General features: G+C 72.1%; 19 protein-coding genes. 7 read left to right on the top strand and 12 right to left on the bottom strand.

The window, feature by feature from the left end; translation table 11 throughout:
- The first annotated feature begins 52 nt into the window (after positions 1 to 52).
- Entirely contained in the window at positions 53 to 1,033 is a 981-nt protein-coding gene (locus tag ACFWR9_RS15520; RefSeq protein WP_383841393.1) for a heavy metal transporter, read from the top strand.
- Between the two features lie 322 nt (positions 1,034 to 1,355).
- Positions 1,356 to 1,772, top strand: a complete 417-nt coding sequence (locus ACFWR9_RS15525; protein ID WP_383841396.1) for an ATP-binding protein — start codon at positions 1,356 to 1,358, stop codon at positions 1,770 to 1,772.
- A 176-nt stretch (positions 1,773 to 1,948) separates the two neighbouring features.
- Here ACFWR9_RS15525 and ACFWR9_RS15530 read toward each other — a convergent pair whose 3' ends face one another.
- Together ACFWR9_RS15530 and fdxA are read right to left on the bottom strand one after the other, a co-directional pair.
- Entirely contained in the window at positions 1,949 to 3,046 is a 1,098-nt protein-coding gene (locus tag ACFWR9_RS15530) for a bifunctional succinyldiaminopimelate transaminase/glutamate-prephenate aminotransferase (protein ID WP_383841399.1), read from the bottom strand.
- 117 nt (positions 3,047 to 3,163) lie between these two features.
- Entirely contained in the window at positions 3,164 to 3,484 is a 321-nt protein-coding gene (gene fdxA / locus ACFWR9_RS15535) for a ferredoxin (protein WP_217165050.1), read from the bottom strand.
- A 140-nt stretch (positions 3,485 to 3,624) separates the two neighbouring features.
- Here fdxA and ACFWR9_RS15540 point away from each other — a divergent pair, with 140 nt between their 5' ends.
- Both ACFWR9_RS15540 and ACFWR9_RS15545 read left to right on the top strand, forming a co-directional pair.
- Positions 3,625 to 4,635 (top strand): GNAT family N-acetyltransferase, encoded by a 1,011-nt coding sequence (locus tag ACFWR9_RS15540; protein WP_383841402.1) that lies wholly within the window; start codon positions 3,625 to 3,627, stop codon positions 4,633 to 4,635.
- Positions 4,632 to 5,498 carry a transglutaminase-like domain-containing protein gene (locus ACFWR9_RS15545; protein ID WP_383841405.1) on the top strand — a complete coding sequence of 289 codons (867 nt, stop codon included), beginning with the start codon at positions 4,632 to 4,634 and terminating at the stop codon, positions 5,496 to 5,498. The genes ACFWR9_RS15540 and ACFWR9_RS15545 overlap by 4 nt, the downstream gene beginning before the upstream one ends.
- A 142-nt stretch (positions 5,499 to 5,640) precedes the next feature.
- On the opposite strand, the gene ACFWR9_RS15550 is transcribed toward ACFWR9_RS15545, so the two are convergent.
- The 5 genes from ACFWR9_RS15550 to ACFWR9_RS15570 all read right to left on the bottom strand — a co-directional run bounded on the left by ACFWR9_RS15550 (position 5,641) and on the right by ACFWR9_RS15570 (position 10,960).
- Entirely contained in the window at positions 5,641 to 7,953 is a 2,313-nt protein-coding gene (locus ACFWR9_RS15550; RefSeq protein WP_383841408.1) for a hypothetical protein, read from the bottom strand.
- 157 nt (positions 7,954 to 8,110) lie between these two features.
- The gene (locus tag ACFWR9_RS15555) at positions 8,111 to 8,533 is read right to left on the bottom strand and encodes a DUF6113 family protein (protein WP_383841411.1); all 423 of its coding nucleotides are present in this window, start codon (positions 8,531 to 8,533) and stop codon (positions 8,111 to 8,113) included.
- Complete coding sequence (gene mshB / locus ACFWR9_RS15560; protein WP_383841414.1) at positions 8,530 to 9,411, bottom strand: N-acetyl-1-D-myo-inositol-2-amino-2-deoxy-alpha-D-glucopyranoside deacetylase; 882 nt, start codon at positions 9,409 to 9,411, stop codon at positions 8,530 to 8,532. The genes ACFWR9_RS15555 and mshB overlap by 4 nt, the downstream gene beginning before the upstream one ends.
- 9 nt (positions 9,412 to 9,420) lie before the next feature.
- Positions 9,421 to 10,029 carry a Uma2 family endonuclease gene (locus tag ACFWR9_RS15565; protein WP_383841417.1) on the bottom strand — a complete coding sequence of 203 codons (609 nt, stop codon included), beginning with the start codon at positions 10,027 to 10,029 and terminating at the stop codon, positions 9,421 to 9,423.
- A gap of 58 nt (positions 10,030 to 10,087) precedes the next feature.
- On the bottom strand, positions 10,088 to 10,960 hold the full coding sequence (locus ACFWR9_RS15570; RefSeq protein WP_383841420.1) for a helix-turn-helix domain-containing protein: 873 nt from the start codon (positions 10,958 to 10,960) through the stop codon (positions 10,088 to 10,090).
- Positions 10,961 to 11,344: 384 nt separating this feature from the next.
- Between ACFWR9_RS15570 and ACFWR9_RS15575 the strand changes: the two genes are divergently transcribed.
- Positions 11,345 to 12,226, top strand: coding sequence for a helix-turn-helix domain-containing protein (locus ACFWR9_RS15575; protein WP_383841423.1), 882 nt, complete (start codon positions 11,345 to 11,347; stop codon positions 12,224 to 12,226).
- A complete protein-coding gene (locus ACFWR9_RS15580) occupies positions 12,223 to 12,420 on the top strand; it encodes a DUF397 domain-containing protein (protein WP_383841426.1) in 198 nt (65 codons plus the stop codon). The genes ACFWR9_RS15575 and ACFWR9_RS15580 overlap by 4 nt, the downstream gene beginning before the upstream one ends.
- Here the strand turns inward: ACFWR9_RS15580 and ACFWR9_RS15585 are convergent.
- The gene (locus tag ACFWR9_RS15585) at positions 12,410 to 12,604 is read right to left on the bottom strand and encodes a hypothetical protein (RefSeq protein ID WP_029393692.1); all 195 of its coding nucleotides are present in this window, start codon (positions 12,602 to 12,604) and stop codon (positions 12,410 to 12,412) included. The two genes, ACFWR9_RS15580 and ACFWR9_RS15585, sit on opposite strands and share 11 nt — an antisense overlap.
- Positions 12,605 to 12,747: 143 nt before the next feature.
- On the opposite strand from ACFWR9_RS15585, the gene ACFWR9_RS15590 reads away from it, so the two are divergent.
- Positions 12,748 to 14,862, top strand: a complete 2,115-nt coding sequence (locus ACFWR9_RS15590; RefSeq protein WP_383841429.1) for a prolyl oligopeptidase family serine peptidase — start codon at positions 12,748 to 12,750, stop codon at positions 14,860 to 14,862.
- Between the two features lie 10 nt (positions 14,863 to 14,872).
- On the opposite strand, the gene ACFWR9_RS15595 is transcribed toward ACFWR9_RS15590, so the two are convergent.
- Genes ACFWR9_RS15595 through ACFWR9_RS15610 form a run of 4 tightly spaced genes read right to left on the bottom strand, consistent with a single transcriptional unit; the run spans position 14,873 to position 18,831 of the window.
- Positions 14,873 to 15,922, bottom strand: a complete 1,050-nt coding sequence (locus ACFWR9_RS15595) for an ABC transporter ATP-binding protein (RefSeq protein WP_383841433.1) — start codon at positions 15,920 to 15,922, stop codon at positions 14,873 to 14,875.
- On the bottom strand, positions 15,915 to 16,898 hold the full coding sequence (locus ACFWR9_RS15600) for an ABC transporter ATP-binding protein (protein WP_383841436.1): 984 nt from the start codon (positions 16,896 to 16,898) through the stop codon (positions 15,915 to 15,917). The genes ACFWR9_RS15595 and ACFWR9_RS15600 overlap by 8 nt, the downstream gene beginning before the upstream one ends.
- 9 nt (positions 16,899 to 16,907) lie before the next feature.
- On the bottom strand, positions 16,908 to 17,915 hold the full coding sequence (locus ACFWR9_RS15605; RefSeq protein ID WP_383841439.1) for an ABC transporter permease: 1,008 nt from the start codon (positions 17,913 to 17,915) through the stop codon (positions 16,908 to 16,910).
- Positions 17,908 to 18,831 (bottom strand): ABC transporter permease, encoded by a 924-nt coding sequence (locus ACFWR9_RS15610; RefSeq protein ID WP_383841441.1) that lies wholly within the window; start codon positions 18,829 to 18,831, stop codon positions 17,908 to 17,910. Before ACFWR9_RS15610 ends, ACFWR9_RS15605 begins: the two co-directional genes overlap by 8 nt.
- Positions 18,832 to 18,834: the final 3 nt, after the last annotated feature.

The following is an 18,834-nucleotide window of genomic DNA, read 5'->3' on the forward strand; positions in this document are numbered from 1 at the left end:
CACTGTGCGTACCCGGCGTACACCGGACCCTACCCTCCAGTACCTTGTACGCGTGCTTCAGCCCTCCCAGCCGCCCAAGCGCCGTGGCCGCCTCGTCCGTTCCGGGGCGGCCGCCATGGCCCTGTTCGCCGTCGCCGGTTATCTCGCGGTGCAGTACGTCACCGGGGGCGCGGGCGCTCCCGGCTGCAAGGTGGTCTCCGCCGGGGGTGACCGGACGACGTACGAGTTCACGCCCGAGCAGGCGGTGAACGCGGCGACGATCACCGCCGTGGGCACCGCGCGCAAGCTGCCGGAGCGGGCGGTGACGATAGCGCTGGCGACCGCGTTGCAGGAGTCCACGCTGCGCAACCTCGACCACGGCGACCGGGACTCGCTCGGCCTGTTCCAGCAGCGCCCCTCACAGGGCTGGGGCACGCCGGAGAAGATCATGGACCCGGCGTACTCGGCGGGCCTGTTCTACGACCACCTGGTCGAGATCCCCGGCTACCAGGACCTCGAACTGACCGACGCCGCCCAGCGGGTGCAGCGCAGCGCCTTCCCCGACGCGTACGCCAAGCACGAGCCGGACGCCACCCTGCTCGCGGCCGCCCTGACCGGACGGTCCGCGGCGACCCTGACCTGCGACGGACGCCCCGGCGCGACGCGGGAGAAGGGGCCGGACGCGGTACGCGCGGCGCTGGTGCGGGACTTCGGGCGCGCGGTGTTCCAGCCGGTCGGCGCGACGGTGGGCGACGCCTCGGCGGCGCCGTCCGCCGCCTCCGGCACCGGTGGCCGTGGCGACGAGCGGACCGTGACGCTGCCCGTGACCGCCGGCGCCGCCGCGGACGCCGGGGAGGACCCGCGGCAGCGTGGCTGGCAGTTGGCGCACTGGGCGGTCGCCAACGCCTCCTCGCTCCACGTCGAGCGGGTCTCCTACGCGGGCCGGGAGTGGACCGCGGGCAACACCGACAGCAAGTGGGCCCCGTCGGGCACCGGCGGCGCCCAGGGCGCGGAGCGGGCCGCGGGTGCGGTGCGGATCACGTCCATGCGGTAGCGGTCACCCGTACGATCCGTCACTCCCGCGGGTTACCCGCGCGGGCCTCGGGTCGACGCGGGGCACGCCTTTTCGCGTGGTCACCGCCGAGCACTCCGGAGCCCGGGGAAATCAAGGGCTGTAAGGATTCGGCAGACTTTCCGACCGGAGCCCTTTTGCCCGTTTTTCTGTGCACCTGATAATGCGACGCATTGCCAACTCTTTACGTTGTGCCGCCGCAACCTTCGTGGCCTTCGAGCGGTAGTCACTGCGTCCGAGCCCGGTGGATCACTCGCCGGGAACGGTCGGTACCTCACCAGTTGACTTCCGTCGAAGGAGCATCATGTCCCTCCCCCTGACCCGCCGGATCGCCCGTGCCGCGCTGCTCGTCGCTGCGGGAGCGGCCGCCGGGGTCGGTGCGGCCGGCTCCGCCAGCGCGGCTCCCGAACTGCCCGCCACCCCGAACCTCGGGGGACTGACCGCCCTGGACGGCGCGAACGTCGGCAACACCGTGGACTCCGCCGCCCAGAACGTGACCGAGACCGCGGGCGAGACCGGCGGCAAGACCGTCCAGAAGGCCGTGCCGACCGCCGGCAAGACCGGTGGCTCGGTCGTCAAGGAGGCCACCCCGGCCGCGCAGAACGCCGCCGGGGACGTGGCGGGGTCCGCCGGGGACATCGTCGGTGACACGGCGCAGACCGCCACGAAGGGTGGGCTGCCGACGGACGCGCTGGGCACGGGTGGGCTGCCGGTCGGCTAGCGCCGGGCTTGTGCGGCGCCGGGGCCCAGGTTCTTCTGCCTGGGTCCCGGCGTTTTTGCTTGCCTACGTCGGTGCGGTGGGCGTGTGTTGGCCGTGGCCCGGCGTCGGTGGCTGTGCCCACCCGTTCCGCCCTGCGGAACGACTGCCCACAGCCGGGGCGCCAGGCCGCCAAGGCGTCAGGACTTCAGGCGGGCCGTCGCTGTTCGGATGCGTTCGTCCGTTGCCGTCAGGGCCACCCGGACGAAGTTCTCGCCGGCGGGGCCGTAGAAGTCGCCCGGGGCCACCAGGATGCCGCGTTCGGCCAGGTGGGCGACCGTGTCCCAGCAGGACTCGTCGCGGGTGGCCCAGAGGTAGAGGCTGGCCTCGCTGTGCTCGATACGGAAGCCGTGACCGAGCAGGGCCTCGCGCAGGACCGTGCGGCGGGCCGCGTACCGCTCGCGCTGGACGCGCACGTGCTCGTCGTCGCCGAGGGCCGCCACGACGGCCGCCTGCGTCGGCGCCGACGTCATCATGCCGCCGTGCTTGCGGATCTCCAGCAGCGGACCCAGGACCGCCGGGTCGCCGGCCAGGAAGGCCGCGCGGTATCCGGCGAGGTTGGACCGCTTGGAGAGCGAGTGCACGGCCACCAGACCGTCGTACGAACCGCCGTTGACGTCCGGGTGCAGGACGGAGACCGGGGCGGCCTCCCAGCCCAGCTCCAGGTAGCACTCGTCGGAGACGACGAGGACGCCGTGCTCGCGGGCCCAGGCCACGATCCGGGTCAGCTCCGCCTTCGACAGCACCCTGCCGGTCGGGTTCGACGGCGAGTTGAGCCACAGCAGCCTCAGGCCCGCCGGATCCAGGTCGGTCGGATCGTCGTAGGCCTCGTACTCCGCGCGGGCCAGGCGCGCGCCGACCTCGTAGGTCGGGTAGGCCAGGCGGGGGAAGGCCACCCGGTCGCCGGGGCCGAGGCCCAGCTGGGTCGGGAGCCAGGCGACGAGTTCCTTGGAGCCGACGATGGGGAGCACGTGGCGGTGGGTGACGTCGCGGGCGCCGAGGCGGCGCTCCACCCAGCCGGTGATCGCGTCGCGCAGTGCCGGGGTCCCCCAGACGGTCGGGTAGCCCGGAGAGTCCGCCGCGTCGGTCAGGGCCTTCTGGATCAGCTCGGGGACCGGGTCGACGGGCGTGCCGACGGAGAGGTCGACGATGCCGTCGGGATGGGCCGCGGCCGTCTTCTTGTACGGCTCCAGCTTGTCCCAGGGGAAGGTGGGAAGGCGGTCGGAGACTGCGGACACGGTGGGTGGCTCCCTTTCCTCGTGAGCGCCCGGTACGGCAAACGCCTCGGTCCCGTGCGGCGCCGATCGGGGTGATCAGGCCGTACGGGACCGAGGCGGCGCGAGTGCGGGCCGCTCTTACTGGTTCTGCGGCGGCAGCGCGGCGACGAAGGGGTGATCGCGCTCGATCAGGCCCAGCTTGCTGGCGCCGCCCGGCGAGCCGAGCTCGTCGAAGAACTCGACGTTCGCCTTGTAGTAGTCCTTCCACTCCTCCGGAGTGTCGTCTTCGTAGAAGATCGCCTCGACCGGGCAGACCGGCTCACAGGCACCACAGTCGACGCATTCGTCCGGGTGGATGTACAAGGACCGCTGGCCCTCGTAGATGCAGTCGACCGGGCACTCTTCGATGCACGCCTTGTCCTTCAAGTCGACACAAGGCTGCGCGATGACGTAGGTCACGCTGTCGTTCCTCCTCGATAGGGCGCCGGCGGGCCTCCTCAGGCTCCGCCGCCTGGCGCGCGGGAGCGCGGCGTCGTCGATGCCCGCCCCTAGTATCTCCGTTCTTGGGCATGATCCGAACAGGAGGGGTGGACAGACCCGTGGAAATCTCTGCCGCCGGGCGTCTTGAGGTCCGTGTCACCGCTTCTGACGTGGGCAAACGAGTCTCCGTACGGAGCTTGAGCGAACCGGGTGGCGCGGGTGAGAAGTTCACCGACACGGTCGGTGTTCTCACATCGTGGACCAACGGTGTGCTGCTGATCACACGGAAGAGTGGCGAGTCGGTACGTGTCGCGGAGTCCGCGCTGGTCGCCGGGAAGGTCGTGCCGCCCGCGCCCGCGCGCCGGCGCGGTCCCGCCGCGTCGTACGAGGAGCTGGCGCGGATCGCGGCGCGGGCCTGGCCGCCCGTCGAGAGCGAGTGGCTCGGCGAGTGGCAGCTGCGGGCGGCCGCCGGCTTCACACGGCGGGCCAACTCCGTGCTCCCGCTCGGCGATCCGGGGCTGCCGCTCGACGACGCGCTGAGCGCCGTACGACGCTGGTACGGCGCTCGCGGGCTGCCCGCGTACGTGCAGACCGCCACCGGTGCCGAGGGCACGCAGGAGCGGCTGTGCGCGGAGCTGGAGCGGCGGGGCTGGGTGCGGGAGGTGTCGGCCGAGGTGTGGACCGGCGCGCTGGCGCCGGTGGCCGACCTGACCGAGGGCGCCGGGGTGGTCCTGTCCCGGGACGCGGACGACGCCTGGCTGGCCCGCTACCAGCGCAAAGGCGTCAGTGACGTGGCCCTGCGGGTGCTGGGCGGCGGTCCCTCGGTTTGGTTCGCCACGGTGCCCGGCGCGGACGCCCCGGCCGCGGTCGGGCGGTGTGTGGTGGACGGGCGGTGGGCCTCCTTCGCGGCCGTCGAGGTGGACCCCGCGCAGCGGCGCCGGGGACTCGCGACCGCCGTGATGGCCGCCCTGGCCCGGCGGGCGCTGGACGAGGGCGCGTCGGCGGCGTGGCTCCAGGTGGAGACGGACAACGCCGCTGCGCGGGCGCTGTACGCCGGGATGGGCTTCTCGGCGCACCACGCGTACCACCACTACCGGGAGCCCGCCAGCGCCGGGACGGAGACGCCGTGACGGGGCACGTGCGGCCGCCCTCGCCGGAGCGCTCCGCCGAGGTGCGGCGCCGGTTCGCCGAGGAGGCGCGGTCCGAGCGGCCGGACCTGGCCACGCTGTGCCTGCTGCTGGGCGCGGAGGCGGACGGGGCGCTGGACGAGGCGGGTCTCGACGCCGCGCAGGTGGAGCTGGACCGGCTGGCCGGGGAGCTGCCCTTCCGGCCGGGTTCGCCGCGGGCCTGGGCGGTGGCGCTGCGGGATCTGCTCGGCGAGCGGTACGGGTTCCACGGGGTGGCCGCGGACTACCAGCGGCTGGAGTCGTCCCTGCTGCACGAGGTGCTGCGGCGGCGGCGCGGGCTGCCGATCATGCTGTCGGTGGTGTGGCTGGAGGTCGCCCGGCGGGCGGGGGCGCCGGTGTACGGGGTCGCGCTGCCGGGGCACTTCGTGGTCGGGTTCGGGCCGGAGTACGGCCCGGAGGAGGAGCGGGTGCTCGCCGATCCCTTCGACGGCGGCCGGGTGCTCGGCGGCGAGGACGCGGAGGTGCTGGTCGCCGGGGCGACGGGGGCGGGGCTGCGGCCGTCGATGCTGGAGCCCGCGGCACCGTTGGAGGTGGTGGCGCGGGTGCTGAACAACATCCGGGCGTGGGCGGCGGGGCGGCCGGAGCAGTCGGCCGTGGGGCTGTGGGCGATCGAGCTGGCGCTGCTGCTGCCGGCGCATGCGGCGCGGTTGCGGTACGAACGGGCGCGGCTGTTGGTGCGGCGGGGGGAGTTCTCGGCGGGGGCCGGGGAGTTGGAGGCGTATGCGGAGGTTGTGGGGGCGGTGGACGAGGGGGTCGCGGAGGAGGTTCGAGGGGAGGCGCGGGCCGCTCGCGCGAGGCTGAACTGAGTTTTCGCCTGCGCGCCGTGGAGGTTCTGTGGTTTTGCGGCTGCCGCGTGCGACGTGGCTGGTCGCGCAGTTCCCCGCGCCCCTGTCGGGGCGCTCCAGTCGGCCCTGCGAGGGGGGCCCGGCGCCCCCCTCGTGGAGTGCGTCAGGTGGGGTTCGTCTCGATGACGGCCACGCGGTCGGTCTTGCTCTTCAGGGCCTGGCGCAGGGCGCCGTAGACGTCCTCGGGGGTGACGGGCGTCTTCTTGCCGTTGGCGCGGGTGATGAGGACGCCGTCGAACGTCTGGCCGTAGAGGCCCTTGAGGGCGTTCAGATCGGGCTTGTCGACCAGCTTGCCGCCGACGGCCGTGACGCCGAGGAACTTCCAGAGCGACTTCTCCGGGCTGAACTTGACCTCGGCCCCGCTCGCCTTGACCGTGACTATGCCCGACATGGCCGGCTCGGCGAACTCCTTCATGATCCGGTCGACCTCGGCCTTGGAGACCGTCGGCTGCCGGCTGGTGGTCGGCACGTTCACCGCGGTGGCGGTGCCGGTCTCCACCTGAGCGCGGTACGCGGCCTGCACGGACTCGGTCGACTTGGCCGCGTCGATGCCCTGACCGGCCTTGCCGTACACGGGGACGGCCTTGCCGGACTCGAACTTGACCGTGCCCTCGGTCACCGATCCGGCGCCGCCCGCCGCGTCCTCCAGGGCGGCGTGCAGCTTCTCCTCGTCGACCGGCATGACCGGGTCCACGACGCGCTTCTGCCCGAAGAGCGAGCCGATGACGGAGACCGGGTTGTAGTCGCTCTTCGCCGCCGCGCTGGCGGTGGCCTGCGAGTCGAGCTGGAGTCCGGCCTGGTCCGGCTTGAGGGAGACGGTCTCGCCGCCCACCGTGAGCTTCAGCGGCTTGCCCGCGCGGGCGCCGAGGGTGTCGTCCAGCTTCTCGACGGCGTCGTCGCGCGTGCCGCCGCCGATGTCGACGCCGAGCACGGTGGTGCCCTTGGGCACGTCGGAGCGGTTCATCAGCAGGCCGGCGCCGTAGGTGACACCGGCGACCACGACCAGGCCGCCGACGAGCAGCGGCAGCTTGCCGCGCCTCTTCTTCTTGGCGGGCTTGGCGGAGCTCGCCGGGGGCGTGGAGACCGGTTCGGGCAGCCTGGGGGGCGTGTGCGGCAGGGGTCCGTCGCCGGCGGGGCCCTGGAACGGCGCGTTGCGGTCGCTCGGTACGACGGGGATGCCGCTGGTGACGGTGTTGCCGGAGATGTTGTCCGGGTTGCCGTAGCCCGGGGTGCCCGGCTCGGGGGCCGGCTTCTGCGGGGTGAGGATCGCGGTGTCGTCGCTGAGCCCGCCGCCGGGGCCGGTGCCGGTGCCCTGCGCCCTGCCGGGGGCGCCGGGTCCTCCGGGTCCCCCGGGACCAACGGGTCCACCGGGTCCCCGTACGCCGGAGGGCCCTCCGGGTCCCCCGGGACCCCGTATGCCGGTCGGCGCGGGCCCGCGCTGTGCCGGGGGCGCTGTGGGTCCCCCGGCCGCCCCGGCCGCCCGGGGGGCGCCGAAGTCACCGAGATCGCCGAGGTCGCCCACCGGGGGCGGCGCCAGCCGACCCTCCCCGGTGACCGGGCCGCCGGTCGGACCCGCGGGGCCCGAGCCGCCGCCGTAGGGGGACTGCCCGTTCGGGCCGGCGCCCCGGGCGCCCGGTCCGTCACCGGAGAAGTACGGCAGGTCGTCGCGGCGCGGCTCGCCGCCGGGGCCGGTGCCGGGGCGGGCGCCGTTGCCGCCGAGCGGTCCGGCCGCCAGCGCCTCGGTCACGTCGAAGGAACCGGTGCCTCCGCCGTGGCCGGGCGCCACGGGGCCGCCGGTCGCCCCGGGGAGACCGGCGCCGTTCGTGGAGCCGGGCCGGGGGCCGCCGGGCACGTTCATGGAGCCGACGACGCCACCGGGACGGCCGCTGCCGCCCCCCGGCCGCGCACCGCCACCGGACGCGCCCGCGCCGGGCGTGCCGCCGGGTGCACCGGTCGCCGGGCCCGAACCGCCGGGCAGACCCGCGCCGTTGGTGGAGCCGCCGCCCTGAGCGCCCTTGCCGGGACCGGACTTGCGGGGCGCGAACCAGTCGCTGGTCGGCTTCTCCTCGGCGGACGCGGCGGGCTCGGCGGGAGCCTCGGGCGCGCTCGTGGGCGTGGCCGCGCTCGGCGCGGGCTGCTCGGCCGTCGTCTCCGCGTCGCCCGCGGCGCCCTCGGCGGCCGTGACGGGCTTGCGCACGACGACCGGCGGGATGGGCCGGGACCCGGGGATGTTGATCCGGATACGGGTCGTCAGCGTCGTCTCGGTCTTGCGCTCCTCCGGTCGCGCGGCCGAACGGCCCGCGTCCGCACCGGCGTCGGAAGCCGTGGGTGTCCCGTAGGGCGGGGTGCCCGACGGGTAGGCGGCTCCGCCGCGCCCGTGGGGCCCGGAGGACGAACTGTCAGTTTCACGACTCAAGGCAGGTTCTCCCGGTTGGCTCCGCCGCCCGTCACCCCTTCAGAGCGGGCGGCTCGGCGGCGCGCACCACCATACTGGCCACCTCTCACGCGTATCCCGTGACCGCCGGGGAAACCCACACCGGACTCGCACGCGCGCACAACGGCGAAGTAGTACGTCACTTGCGAAGTCGGACAGCTTCGCCGTCCGGTTGCCGTACCGGCGCCAGGGTGGCGCACATCACAGCAACGGCGATCCCGCCGAGCAGGAAGAGATAGGAGCCGCTGCCGGCCGCGAACACGAAGTCGCCCTCCGGACGGCTGGTGGTGAGCAGCACCACGGCGAGCGCCCAGCCCGCGGCCGGCGCGACGGCCCCGCCCCGGCGCCCCACGGCACGGCCCGCCCCGAGACACAGCCCGGCCTCGGCGGCCAGCGCCAGCAGCAGCCCGCCGGGGAACCAGGCCGGCTGCAGCAGCGCCCCGGCGACGCCGATCACGGCGCCGAGTACGAAAAGCCCCACGTAGAGGGCGGCGCGGCCGAGCGAGGGCGGGCGCAGGGGCTGGGCCAGGGTGGAGGTGGTGGGCCTGGTGCGTCCGCTCACGACGCCTCCTCGTTCTCGATGGCACTGATCCCGGCGAAGAGATCACTTTCGACCCCGGCACCGCCCCGCTCACCGCGCACCAGCTCGTAGTACTCGGTGGTGAGGACCGGCTGGGCCAGGTCGTTGGAGAGGACGAAGTACGGTCCGGCGACCGTGATCTGCGTGGCGTGCTCGCGCATCGCGGCGGCCTTGGCGGCGGCGTACGCGGTGCCCTCGCCGTGGATCTCGGTGGTGATCTTCTCGTCGTCGACGATGCCCGGTACGTCCTCGACGCCGGCCGCCCTGTCGAACGGCGTGCCCGGCAGGTCGGCCCGGAGGCGGGTGAAGCCGTCCTCGGCGAAGGAGCGCGGGACGCGGTTCCAGTACACCTTCTCGACCGGGCAGCCCGCCTCGGCGGCCAGTTCCACCGCCCGCATGGCGATGCGGTGGGCCTGGATGTGGTCGGGGTGGCCGTAGCCGCCGTCGGGGTCGTAGGTGACGAGCACCTGGGGGCGTACCTCGCGGATCACCTCGACGAGGAGCGCGGCGGCGGCGTCGACGTCCGCCTGCCACAGGCAGCCGGGGTCGTCGTTGTCGGACAGGCCCATCATCCCGGAGTCCGCGAACCGGCCCGGCCCGCCGAGCAGCCGGAAGTCCTCGACGCCGAGCGCGCGCATCGCGGCCGCCAGCTCGCCCCTGCGGTGTCCGCCCAGGACGGCACCGGACAGGTGCGCCAGCTCCGGCGGGATGACCTCCCCCAGCTCACCGAGGGTGCAGGTCACCAGCGTCACGTGGGCGCCTTCGGCGGCGTACCTGGCCATGGTGACGCCGTTGTTGATCGACTCGTCGTCCGGGTGCGCGTGCACCAGCAGCAGACGCCGGGCGGGGAGTGCCTTCATGGGGCCACCCTATGAGGCCGCGTCCTCGTCCCTGTAACGCGGGAGACCGGCCGTGGAGATCGTCCATTCCGCTACGGTGACCTCTTCGCCGTAGACGAAATCCTTGCGGGTGGCGTAGCGAGGGCCGTCCGGGGTGGCGTGGATGTCGGTGAAGACGGCGCCGGTTCCGGTGCGGGGGTCGAAGATCGCGTAGACGGGGATGCCGAGCAAGGGGTAGTCGCGCAACTTGCCCGACCAGTCATTGTCGGGATTGGAGCGGGAGACGATCTCGATGGCGGCGACGACTGTCCGGGGGTCGATCGATCCTTCGACGTTGAGATCGTTCCAGGCAATCACCATGACATCCGGGTGTCGCAGGATCCCCTCGGACACGTCCTCTACGTCGGGCGTGCCATTGTGAGCCAGCAACTCGTCCGGCATCACTCTCTCCAGACGCCGACTGACATGCGCGGCCGTAACCTCGTGCGGGCCTCCCGGCGACATCATGTCGTGCACGATCCCTTCCTTGGTGATCTCGAACTTTCCGGGGAGGACGTCGTCCGTCGACTGCACGACATCCCTCATGACCCGGTAGAGGTGGGAGGCGCCCTGCTGCGCGTTGTCGGATGCGACGGTCATGGCGCTCACTCCTCGTCGTCTGTGCCCACGGGCTCGGGCAAGGATCGTCACGTTCATGCTAGGCGGCCTCCAAGTGATCGGTTCGGCAGTCGCGGCAGCGGCCTGGTCCTGGGGCGCGGAAGGCGCGGTCGCAGTCGTCGCAGTTCCGCAGGGGGTGCCGCACGGGCGGTGGCGCGGTCGGTGCACGGAACGGGGGCGGGAGTGGCAGCCGTGCCGTGAGCCGGTGGGCGAGGAAGGCGGCGGGCCGTCGTAGCCCCTCGGGCGGCAGGTCGGTGGTCAGGGCGTGGCGTACGGCTGCCGGGCTGACCTCGCGCTCCAGCCAGGCCGCGACGCCGGGGGCCAGGTGGGCCGTGTCGCAGGCAGAGAGGAGCAAGCGGGAATCCAGCCCCCGCAGACCCGCGAGAAGTTCGGTGGCACTCTCCAACAGGGCCGAGGCAGGAAACGAGGGGCGTGGCACGGCGGGGAGCGGTTTGGGCGCCCTGCGTGTCTCGCGCTTCTCGGGCCGCCTCTCCCTCCCTCCTCGCGGCTCGTACGCCGGGCGGGCCGCCGCGGGCTGGTTACAGGAGACCGTGCGGGTGACGATGCGGCCGTCGGGGGCGCGTACGCGTTCCCGGCGCAGGTAGCCGTGGGCTTCCAGTTCGCGCAGGGCGGCGGAGATACGGGTGGCTCCCTCGGGGAAGCGGGCGGCGAGGGTCTTGATGTCGGCCTGGGCGCCCTTGGGCAGCGACTGGAGATGGAGACCGAGCCCGATCGCGAGCAGGGACAGTTCGGGGTGCTGTGCCAGGTGGTTGCCGACCACCGTGAAGCGGGTGGTGTGGCGGGTGTTGTCGTGGACCAACCCGCCGGTGCGGGAACGCCGCCGGTTCGGGTGCTTGTTGCCCGCGAAACGGGCCTGGGCGTGCGGGGGCACGCTAGGGTTCTGCGTATCCATCGGGAAGTCCTTGTCTTCCTCGGTGGTCAGGCCCTCGCATTGGGATTGCCGTCCCGGCGGGGGCCGTCGCATGTCTGCTGTTGTCTTGCGCTGAGCGTGGAGCCTCGGCCGCCACGAAATCCAGCCGAGCCGGGGATGTTCACCCGCCCGAGTGAGCTTTGGCCACGGGCGGGAGGGGTGGGGCTTGGTTGGGTGTTTTCCCTCTCCTTTCTTGGTCTTTGGCCGCTTGCGGCACCGAAGCACGTGGATGCGGGTTCCGGTGCCTGAGGCCTGAGGACCCCTGTCCGGGGCTGTCCAGGGTTTGTCCAGTGCCGTCCGGGCTGTCGGTGGCGTTGACCTGGGTAAGGCGTGGCAGTACGGCACGGGAGTACGGAGGGGCGCGACATGTCGGTGGACGTCGAGACGGAACAGACGGAACAGACGGAACAGTTGGACGAGCCGGGGTGGGAGGTGGACCCCAACGACGACTGGGCCCTCGCCGTGATCGCCACGGTGGGGCGGCAGCTGAAGCTGCGGCGCGAGGCGGCGGGGATGCGGGCCGCCGAGTTCGCGGTGGCGGTCGGGTACGGAGAGGACCTGGTCTACAAGGTCGAGGGCGGTAAGCGGATCCCCCGGCTCGACTACCTGGACACGGCGGACCGGGTCCTGGACGCGGGTGGGCTCATCGCCGCGATGAAGGAGGACGTGCGGAAGGTCAGGTACCCGAAGAAGGTGCGGGATCTCGCGCAGATGGAGGCGCGGGCGGTGGAGATGCAGTTGTACGACCCGTTGAACGTGCACGGGTTGTTGCAGACGCCGGAGTACGCGCGCGGACTGCTGCTGATGCGGCGCCCCGCGTACTCGGTGGACGAGGTGGAGCAGTTCATCGCCGCGCGCGTGGCTCGCAAAGCCGTCTTCGAGCGGGATCCGGCACCCGAACTCAGCTTCGTCCTGGAGGAGTGGACACTCAGGCGCCCGCTGGGCGGGAGGACGCGTCTGCGCAACCAGTTGGAGCACCTGCTGGAAGTGGGGCAGATGCGGAACGTCGAGTTGCAAGTGATGCCGACGGACCGCGAGGAGCACGCCGGTCTGGCGGGCGGGATCGAGGTGCTGAAGTTCCAGGACGGGTCGATGGTGGGACGTTCGCCGGTGGTGGCTTACGGCCGACCGGTCTCGGAGCCCCGGCAGCTACGTATCCTGGAACTCCGGTATGGCATCATCCGGGCGCAGGCCTTCACGCCGCGTGAGTCGGCCGCGTTCATCGAACGACTGCTGGGGGAGACATGATCCGCAAGACCGGCCTGGCGTGGTTCAAGAGCAGCTACAGCAGCAGCAGTGAGGGCGACTCCTGCGTGGAGATCGCCGTCGAACCCCGCACCGTCCACGTCCGCGACTCCAAGAACCTGCCGGACGTCGGCCCCCGACTCGCACTGACGTCGGAGGCCTGGGTCGCCTTCCTCGCCGCCGCCGTCAGAAGTTGATGCTCCCGATCATCCCCGCGATGTTCGTCGTCAGCTCACTGATCGTGGGCGCGACGGTCGAGGAAGCCAGGTAGAAGCCGAGCAGCATGCACACCACCGCGTGCCCCGCCTTCAGGCCGGATTTCTTGACCAGCAGGAAGACGATGATCGCCAGCAGCACAACCGCCGAAATCGAGAGTGCCACGGCGGCTCACCTCCAATAGGCCCAGGGACATGAGGGGTCGGGGGTTGGTACCCACTATGCGCTAGTGATCATAACTATCCGTGCGTGCGCATCTCTCGGGCGCACGGCCGCACAAGGGGGCGCATGGCCAATATGGTCGAGGCATGACGACCGAGTCCGACTCCTTCCCCAAACGGCACGCCCGCACCCAGCGGTTCACGCTCGGCGCGCCGCGTTCGTTCACCGTGGCACCCGACGGTTCACGGGTCGCCTTCCTGCGCTCCGGCACCGGCACGGACCGGGCCAACTCCCTCTGGGTTCTCGACGTCGACGAGGGCACGGAGCGCGTCGCCGCCGACCCGCGCGCCCTCCTCGGCGGTGCCGAGGAGGCCCTGTCGCCCGAGGAACGGGCACGGCGCGAGCGCAGCCGTGAGGGAGGTGCGGGCATCGTCGGTCACGCCACCGACTCGGCGGTCGAGCTGGCCTCCTTCGCCCTCTCCGGGCGGCTGTTCGCGGCCGGACTGCGGGCCGGCACCGCCCGCGAACTGTCCACGCCCGGACCGGTGATCGACCCCCGCCCCTCCCCCGACGGCCGGCACATCGCCTACGTCGCGCAGGGCGGCCTGCGGGTCGTGGGCGCCGAGGGGGACGGGGACAGGGCCCTGGCCGAGGCGGACGGCGAGGGCGTCACGTACGGGCTCGCCGAGTTCGTCGCCGCCGAGGAGATGGGCCGCAGCCGGGGCTTCTGGTGGGGCCCGGATTCGGACCGGCTGCTGGTGGCGCGGGTGGACGACACGCCCGTGCAGCGCTGGTGGATCTCCGACCCGGCCCGCCCCGAGCGTGATCCACAACACGTGCCGTACCCGGCGGCCGGCACCGCCAACGCGGACGTACGACTGTTCGTCTTCGGGCTTGACGGGGGGCGCACGGAGGTTCTGTGGGACCGGGCGCGGTATCCGTATCTGGCGCGAGTGCACTGGTCAGCGTCGGGTGCGCCGCTCCTTCTCGTACAGGCGCGCGACCAGCGCAGCCAGTTGTTCCTGGCCGTGGACACCGCGTCCGGGACGACCCGGATGGTGCACGCCGACGAAGATCCAATTTGGCTGGAACTCTTCCCCGGCGTGCCCTGCTGGAGCCCGTCCGGGCAGTTGGTGCGGATCGTCGACGAAGGGGGTGCGCGCGTACTGGCGGTCGGTGAACGGCTGCTGACCGGAGGCCAGTTGCATCTGCGGGCGGTCCTGGACGTCGGGGACGACGACGTGCTGGTCTCGGCGTCGGCGGGCGAGGAGGCCGCCGACCCGGAGACGGGCGAGGTGCACGTCTACCGGGTGAACGAACTCGGCATGGAGCGCATCTCGCAGGAGCCCGGCGTGCACACAGCGGCGCGCTCCGGGGGCGTGACCGTTCTCGTCTCCGCGACGCTGGAGCGGCCGGGGGCCCAGGTGCAGGTTCTGCGGGACGGCAAGACGGCGGCCACCGTCACCTCGTATGCCGAACACCCCGGTTTGTCCCCGCGCGTGACGCTCACCCGAGGGGGCGCACGCTCTGTCCCGTGCGCCGTGCTTATGCCAACGGACTACCACGGTGACACCCTCCTCCCCGTGCTCCTGGACCCGTACGGTGGCCCGCACGGCCAGCGGGTGGTCGCGGCGCACAACGCCCACCTCACCTCGCAGTGGTTCGCCGACCAGGGGTTCGCGGTGATCGTCGCCGACGGGCGGGGCACTCCGGGGCACTCCCCCGCCTGGGAGAAGTCCATCAAGGACGACGTGGCCGCGGTCGTGCTCCAGGACCAGGTCGACGCGCTCCAGGCGCTCGCCGCCGACTTCCCGCTCGACCTCGGCCGGGTGGCCGTGCGCGGCTGGTCCTTCGGCGGCTACCTGGCCGCGCTGGCGGCCCTGCGCCGGCCCGACGTCTTCCACGCGGCGGTGGTCGGGGCGCCGGTCACCGACCTGCGGCTCTACGACACCCACTACCAGGAGCGGTACCTCGGTGACCCCGGCGAGCAGCCGGACGTCTACCGCCGCAACTCGGTGATCGACGACGCCGGGCTGGTGGACGCCGCCGAGCCGCACCGCCCGATGATGGTCATCCACGGGCTGGCGGACGACAACGTGGTGGTCGCGCACTCCCTGCGCCTGTCCTCGGCCCTGCTGGCCGCCGGCCGCCCGCACGAGGTGCTGCCGCTGTCCGGCGTCACGCACATGACCCCGCAGGAGTCGGTCGCCGAGAACCTGCTGCTGCTCCAGGTGGACTTCCTGAAGCGGTCTCTGGGGTAGCACCGCGATGTCACTCCGGCCCGCTGCCCTCGCCCTCCGGCGGAACCACCTGCTTCTCCTCAGCGAAGTGGCACGCCGAGTCGTGGGCCGCGGGCCCGGAGACCGAGCGGAACTCGGCGGGGACGGCCAGGGCGGGCACCTCCAGCGCGCACCGCTCCTTCGCCTTCCAGCAGCGGGTGCGGAAGCGGCAGCCGGAGGGGATGTTCGTCGGGGACGGGACGTCGCCGGTCAGGATGATCCGCTCCCGGTGTTCCCGGGCCTCCGGGTCGGGCACCGGTACGGCGGACAGCAGGGCCTGGGTGTAGGGGTGCGTGGGATGGTCGTAGATCTCCGCATCCCTGCCCGTCTCCACGATGCGGCCCAGGTACATCACGCCGACCCGGTCCGAGATGTGCCGGACGATCGACAGGTCGTGCGCGATGAAGATGTAGGACAGGTCGAACTCGTCCTGGAGCCGGGCCATCAGGTTGATCACCTGTGCCTGGACCGACACGTCGAGGGCCGAGACCGGTTCGTCGGCGACGATGATCTCCGGGCGCAGGGCGAGGCCGCGCGCGATGCCAATGCGCTGGCGCTGGCCGCCGGAGAACTGGTGGGGGTAGCGGTTGATGTACTCGGGGTTCAGGCCGACCACGTCCAGGAGTTGCTGGACGCGCTTCCGCCGGTCGCCCTTCGGCGCCACCTCCGGGTGGATGTCGTAGGCCTCGCCGATGATGTCGCCGACCGTCATGCGGGGGTTGAGGGAGGTGTAGGGGTCCTGGAAGACCATCTGGATGTTCCGGCGTACGGACTTCAACGCGCGGCCCGAGAGCTTGGTGATGTCCTCGCCCTTGTAGCGGATCTCGCCGGCCGTCGGGCGCTCCAGGTTGACCAGCATCTTGGCGACTGTGGACTTGCCGCAGCCGGACTCGCCGACGATGCCGAGGGTCTCGCCGCGGTCGAGGTGGAAGTCGACGCCGTCGACCGCCTTGACCGCGCCGACCTGCTTCTTGAAGAGGATGCCGGTGGTCAGCGGGTAGTGCTTGACGAGGCCGGTGACCTGAAGGATCGGCTCAGCCATGCAGGCACTCCCTCCAGAAGTGGCAGGCGCTGCCCCGCTCCGCGTCCGAGTCGGTGACGTCGTACAGCGGCGGTACGTCGGTGCGGCAGACGTCCTGGGCCATCGGGCAGCGGGGGTGGAAGGCGCAGCCGGGCGGGATGCGGGTGAGGTTGGGCGGCAGGCCCTTGATGGCGTACAGCTCCTGGCCCTTCTGGTCCAGGCGCGGAATCGACTCCAGGAGGCCGCGGGTGTAGGGGTGGGCGGGGTTCTTGTAGATGTCGTGGACCGGGGCGGTCTCGACGATGCGGCCCGCGTACATGACGGCGATCTTGTCGGCGACGTCGGCGACCACGCCCAGGTCGTGGGTGATGAGGATGAGGCCCATGTGCAGCTCGCGCTGGAGTTCCGCGAGCAGGTCCATGACCTGGGCCTGGACGGTGACGTCGAGGGCGGTGGTCGGTTCGTCGGCGATGATCAGCTTGGGTTCCAGGGCCATCGCCATGGCGATCATGATGCGCTGGCGCATGCCGCCGGAGAACTGGTGCGGGTACTGCCGCACGCGCTCCTTCGCGGCCGGGATGCGGACCCGGTCCATCAGCTCGACGGCCTTGGCGTGGGCGTCCTTGCGGGACATGCCGCGGTGCACGGTGAACATCTCGGCGAGCTGGGCGCCGACGGTCAGCACGGGGTTCAACGACGACAGCGCGTCCTGGAAGATCATCGCCATCTCGGCGCCGCGGACCTTCCTGCGCTCCTCCTCCTTCAGCTTCAGCAGGTCCCGGCCCTCGAAGAGGACCTCGCCCGAGGTGATCCGGCCCGGCGGGACGTCGAGGATGCCCATGACCGTCTGGGCGGTGACGGACTTGCCGGAGCCGGACTCGCCGAGGACGGCCAGGGTCTCGCCCGCGTCCACGCCGTAGCTGACGCCGTTGACGGCTCTGGCGACGCCGTCCCGGGTGTGGAACTCCACGTGCAGGCCGCGCACTTCGAGCAGCATGGCGCCGGCTCACCTCAGCTTCGGGTCGAGGGCGTCGCGCACCGCGTCGCCGAGCATGATGAACGCGAGGACGGTGATGGCCAGCGCGCCCGACGGCCACAGCAGCGCGTGCGGGGCGTTGCGGACGTAGGGGGCGGCGGCGGAGATGTCGATGCCCCAGGAGACGCTGGGCGGCTTCAGGCCGACGCCGAGGAAGGACAGGGTCGCCTCCAGGGAGATGTAGGTGCCGAGCGCGATGGTCGCCACGACGATGACGGGGGCGACGGCGTTGGGCGCGATGTGCCGCAGCAGGAGCCGGGAGTTGGAGGCGCCGAGGGCGCGGGCGGCCTGGACGTAGTCGTTCTGCTTGGCGGTGATGACGGAGCCGCGGGCGATGCGGGAGATCTGCGGCCAGCCGAGCAGCACGATGAAGCCGATGACGGGCCAGACGGTGTTGCTGGTGATGACGGAGAGCAGCACCAGGCCGCCGAGGACGACCGGGATCGCGAAGAAGATGTCGGTGATCCGGGACAGCACCGAGTCCCCCGCCCCGCCGAAGAACCCGGCGAGTCCGCCGAGCACGCTGCCGAGGACGGCGACCCCGAGGGTGGCGAGGACGCCGACCGCCACCGACGTACGGGCGCCGTAGACGGTGCGGGTGTAGACGTCGCAGCCCTGGCCGTTGAAGCCGAAGGGGTGCCCGGACTGGGAGCCTTCCTGGGCCTTGGCGAGGTCGCACTTGAGGGGGCTGCCGGAGGTGATCAGGGACGGCCAGACGGAGATGACGACCAGGAAGAGGATCACCAGGGCGGAGATGATGAAGACGGGGTTGCGGCGCAGGTCGTGCCAGGCGTCGGACCAGAGGCTGCGGGGCTTGTCCTGTGGGCCGGGGCCGTCGGGGCCCGGTGCCCGTCCGCCGGAGGCGGCTGATGACTGCTGCTCCAGGGTCACCGCCTCGCTCGCGCCGAGGTCCATCGTGCCGCCCATGCCGGTGCCCGCGATGGCGCGCTCGGACTCGTACGGCTCCTGTTCAGGCATACCGGATCCTCGGGTCGAGCACGGCGTACAGGAGGTCGACGACGAGGTTGGCGACGAGGAAGACGAGGACCAGGACGGTGACGAAGCCGACGACGGTCTGCGTGTTCTGGCGCAGGATGCCCTGGTAGAGCTGGTAGCCGACGCCGTGGATGTTGAAGATCCGCTCGGTGACGATGGCGCCGCCCATCAGGGCGCCGATGTCGGTGCCGATGAAGGTGACGACGGGGATGAGGGAGTTGCGCAGCAGGTGCCGGGTGATGACCCGGTGGCGCGGCAGGCCCTTGGCGATGGCGGTGCGGACGCAGTCGGAGCGCCGGTTCTCCGCGATGGAGGTGCGGGTCAGCCGGGTGACGTAGGCCAGCGACACCGAGGCGAGGACCAGGCCGGGGACGATCAGCTCGTCGAAGGGCGCCTCGGAGGAGACGGCCGGGTCGATCCAGCCCCACTTGACGCCGAGCAGGAGCTGGAGCAGCAGGCCGGTGACGAAGGTGGGCACGGAGATGACGACCAGGGTGAGCAGCAGCACCCCGGTGTCGACGGGGCGCCCGCGGCGCAGGCCGGTGACGACGCCGAGGACGATGCCGACGACGATCTCGAAGAGGATCGCGATGATGGTGAGCCGGATGGTGACCGGGAACGCCGTCCCCATCAGCTCGGTGACCGGCTGACCGTTGAAGGCGGTGCCGAAGTCGCCGGTGAAGACGTTGCCCATGTAGGTCAGGTACTGCTGCCACTCGGGCTTGTCGAGGCCGAATTCCTTCCGCAGCCGGGCCGCGGTCGCGGGGTCGCACTCCCGGTCGCCGCAGAGGCCCGCGATGGGGTCGCCCATCACGTTGACCATCAGGAAGATCAGCAGCGTGGCCCCGATGAAGACCGGGATCATCTGGAGCAGCCGCCGGACGACGTAGCGTCCCATGGC

The sequence above is a fragment of the Streptomyces sp. NPDC058534 genome (assembly GCF_042717365.1).
Lineage (GTDB): Bacteria > Actinomycetota > Actinomycetes > Streptomycetales > Streptomycetaceae > Streptomyces.

Excerpts from the sequence above, each read along its gene's own strand:
- ACFWR9_RS15590 (WP_383841429.1), top strand. The coding sequence starts at position 12,748 with ATGACGACCGAGTCCGACTCCTTCCCCAAACGGCACGCCCGCACCCAG.
- ACFWR9_RS15575 (WP_383841423.1), top strand. The coding sequence starts at position 11,345 with ATGTCGGTGGACGTCGAGACGGAACAGACGGAACAGACGGAACAGTTG.
- mshB (WP_383841414.1), bottom strand. The coding sequence starts at position 9,411 with ATGAAGGCACTCCCCGCCCGGCGTCTGCTGCTGGTGCACGCGCACCCG.
- ACFWR9_RS15610 (WP_383841441.1), bottom strand. The coding sequence starts at position 18,831 with ATGGGACGCTACGTCGTCCGGCGGCTGCTCCAGATGATCCCGGTCTTC.
- ACFWR9_RS15565 (WP_383841417.1), bottom strand. The coding sequence starts at position 10,029 with ATGACCGTCGCATCCGACAACGCGCAGCAGGGCGCCTCCCACCTCTAC.
- ACFWR9_RS15600 (WP_383841436.1), bottom strand. The coding sequence starts at position 16,898 with ATGCTGCTCGAAGTGCGCGGCCTGCACGTGGAGTTCCACACCCGGGAC.
- ACFWR9_RS15580 (WP_383841426.1), top strand. The coding sequence starts at position 12,223 with ATGATCCGCAAGACCGGCCTGGCGTGGTTCAAGAGCAGCTACAGCAGC.
- ACFWR9_RS15595 (WP_383841433.1), bottom strand. The coding sequence starts at position 15,922 with ATGGCTGAGCCGATCCTTCAGGTCACCGGCCTCGTCAAGCACTACCCG.
- ACFWR9_RS15605 (WP_383841439.1), bottom strand. The coding sequence starts at position 17,915 with ATGCCTGAACAGGAGCCGTACGAGTCCGAGCGCGCCATCGCGGGCACC.
- ACFWR9_RS15570 (WP_383841420.1), bottom strand. The coding sequence starts at position 10,960 with ATGGATACGCAGAACCCTAGCGTGCCCCCGCACGCCCAGGCCCGTTTC.
- ACFWR9_RS15525 (WP_383841396.1), top strand. The coding sequence starts at position 1,356 with ATGTCCCTCCCCCTGACCCGCCGGATCGCCCGTGCCGCGCTGCTCGTC.